This is a genomic window from Allobosea sp. 05T422_2 (assembly GCF_056396265.1).
In genome coordinates this window covers 1-2756 of the sequence record NZ_JBFTLD010000446.1, presented here as the reverse complement: position 1 = coordinate 2756, position 2756 = coordinate 1, and the positions used below count along the sequence as shown (strand labels likewise).

The window sequence follows — 2756 nt, the reverse complement described above, 5'->3', positions numbered from 1 at the left end:
GTCGTGATCACTTCAAGCCGAGAGAGCTTCGGCATAGGCGTATGACTATCCATACGCCTATTTCTTCACTCAGCACGCGCCACCGCAAGGCGGCCCACGCCGAAGGGCTACCTCGTATCTGAGGCGGAGCAGCAAATTCAGCAGAATTGGCGGCTGTGACGCGGCGCAAGTATAGGGGCAACAGACAATGCCACGCTTCAATTCATCCGCAATCAGTCGCGCAGAATACGACTCGACGACGTTAGTTCTGCAGATTTGGTTCACCGAGTCCGGCGGGCCGTATAGCTACTATCGAGTGCCAGAGCGCATTTACGACGGTCTGTGCCGCGCCTCGTCAAAGGGCGCGTACTTCAACGATCACATCAAAGATCGGTACAGCGCGCGGTAACTCAATTGCCATTCTTCGGTGCAAATCGAGCGTATAGCGCCTCAAGCAGCACACGAACCCTATCGACCCCCAGCCAATCAGCCAGACCAATCAACATGATCAACTGGAGCAGGAAGATTGGAGTGATTAACTTCCAATCGTCAATATGTTTGAATACTATGCAATCCGCGAGAATTACACACAAGAAAATCCAGTAAAATCGCTCTTCGCGCTTAGCGTCTCGTTCCTGCTGGAGTTGCGCTTCCAGAGTGGCTGCGCTTATTGACGTCTTGTTCGGCCAGTCAATCTCGGCGCTGGCCGGCTGCGACGGGACGCTCCATTCTTGCTCGGTATTCGGCGGCAATGTCCGCATCCGGTATCACGATTCCCCTGACGCCGGCTTGATAGTGCTTTGCCCACGCGCCGCCGCTCCAGTGCGTATTCTCTACCAGCTGCCCTGGCGAATTGGCCAGAAGATTGTCACATGCTTCGCGAAGCGTCTGACCTTCTGGCGTATCGTCCACATCTAGCGCCGAGGTGAATACGTTTGGAATCGGCTTTGAACCGAAGGCACTGACCTTGTGATAGAGCGAAGGAAGGACCGGGCCATAGTCCCACGCTTGGAAAGTTTCGCGCACCAAGGGCTCCCCCGTCCGACCCAGATGAACCATATGGGCGAGATAGAGGATCTTCTGAACAGAAAGGTTGGTCGCGCTCCACCCCGATCTGCGGCAGATCATTTTGGCGGCGGAGAAAGGATGAATAGCCACTAGCTTCTCCCTCCATGCATCGGACACACCTCTCCCGTCGTACCGGTTTGCGAGTTTTTCGCGGCCACCGACGGGCACTAGAATTTGGTTGCAGGCATCACCCACTGGGTGCAGCCGATTCGGACTGTACCTGTGGACAACACCGATAGCCACCCGTCGCAACCGGCGGCGAATGGCTTCGATCACAGTCATATAATGCGCACCAAGCGTGAACAGAAGATGTCAGTAGCCCGCCCGCGCCCGTTTACATCCACAGTCGCACGGGCGGGGTATGACGGCCCGAAGGCCGCCAATCTTTATCGGTTCACGAGGTGCCCCATCGACGTGCCGACGGAGGCTCGGGCCGAGCCGGATGCGGTTGCCGTCATGCCTGTTACTGTCGCGCCGTCGGCTTTGACCGTAACCGCGACGTCGACCTTCGAACCTGGCTCGAGCGTGGCCGTTACCGGCCCCTCGACAGTGGCCTTCAACTCCCCGAGCGAAATGCGGTTCACCAAATCCTGCGCTTCGTAACGGAGGCGATCGACATCGGCGTTCGGCTCATTCCGGCGGCTCGGGTGCAATCGCGATTGAATGTCCGCAATCTTCCCGTTCACGCCGTCGAGCTGTGCCTTCATCCCCGCTAGCGCTTCTGCGTCAGGCGGAGTGTAGTGCTTGCCTGCAGCGACCGCACCGACGCCTTTGATTGCGCCTGCGGCAGCCTCGAGCAGGCCGCCCTGGCTGGAGCCGTCCGTGGGCTTRCCGCCAAGGAACGTTGCGGCCTTCTTTACGAGATCCAGCGCCCCAGCGACGCGGCTTACACTATTCCCGAAATCATCGACGCCACTGGTCAGGTTGCCGAGCGCGCGAATTCCGGAAGCGGTTGTTTCCAGCACTTTGGAGACTGCATCCAGCGCACCGGATTCGGACGCGGACAACACGAGAGCATCGACCGAACCCACAAAGCGATTGTGAGACCCAACCGCGCCTTGCGTCATCCTATCGGCCGCGCGGTCGACCGAGCCTGGCGCACCTTCCTTAAGCTGTTTGAGGAAGCCTTCGAAGGCATCGCCGAACAACAGCGTGCCGATACGCGTGCCCTGCTTGGCGTCGAAGATGCGCGCCGTCTGACCCGCCGTCACGCCGCGTTTACGCAGATCCTCAAGCAACTTCTCGATATCGAGACCTTCGCCGAGCGAGGCGACGTACCTGCTGACCATCGAAGACAGCTTGTTCCGGTCCTTAACGGTGCTGACATCCAACTCTTTGATCAGGGCCTGTGTCAGTTCCGTTCCGACATCACCACCAGCGGCTTGGGCCGCGGCAACGATTTCGGGCATTTTTGCTTGGACCGAACTCGAGACGTCGAGGCCGCGCTGGCGCAAACCGTTCACGAGATCACCCGGAACGACCGCTTGTTTCGAAGTCTGATAATCTTCGAATTTCAGGCCCAACTCGGCCATCGCCTGGCGCGAGTCCTGCGTTGGTTTCACGGTTCGGACGAGACCCGACCGGATCGCAACGCCGGCTTCGTCGCCGCGCAGACCTGACTGGCCCATAGTCGCGATCATCGCCGACAACTGCTCCATGGAGACGCCCAGCCGATCATCGCCGACAACTGCTCCATGGAGACGCCCAGC

General features: G+C 59.1%; 3 protein-coding genes. 1 reads left to right on the top strand and 2 read right to left on the bottom strand.

Annotation, left to right across the window (positions count from 1 at the left end):
- Positions 1-187: 187 nt before the first annotated feature.
- Complete coding sequence (locus AC1DJT_RS35860) at positions 188-388, top strand: KTSC domain-containing protein (protein ID WP_476769778.1); 201 nt, start codon at positions 188-190, stop codon at positions 386-388.
- Positions 389-669: 281 nt separating this feature from the next.
- Here AC1DJT_RS35860 and AC1DJT_RS35855 read toward each other — a convergent pair whose 3' ends face one another.
- Together AC1DJT_RS35855 and AC1DJT_RS35850 are read right to left on the bottom strand one after the other, a co-directional pair.
- Positions 670-1137 carry a Panacea domain-containing protein gene (locus AC1DJT_RS35855; RefSeq protein WP_441508649.1) on the bottom strand — a complete coding sequence of 156 codons (468 nt, stop codon included), beginning with the start codon at positions 1135-1137 and terminating at the stop codon, positions 670-672.
- Positions 1138-1433: 296 nt separating this feature from the next.
- Positions 1434-2756, bottom strand: a 1323-nt coding sequence (locus AC1DJT_RS35850; protein WP_476835970.1) for a phage tail tape measure protein, incomplete at its 5' end; no start/stop codon positions are given.

Coding starts and splice junctions, on each gene's coding strand:
- AC1DJT_RS35860 (WP_476769778.1), top strand. CDS start 188: ATGCCACGCTTCAATTCATCCGCAATCAGTCGCGCAGAATACGACTCG.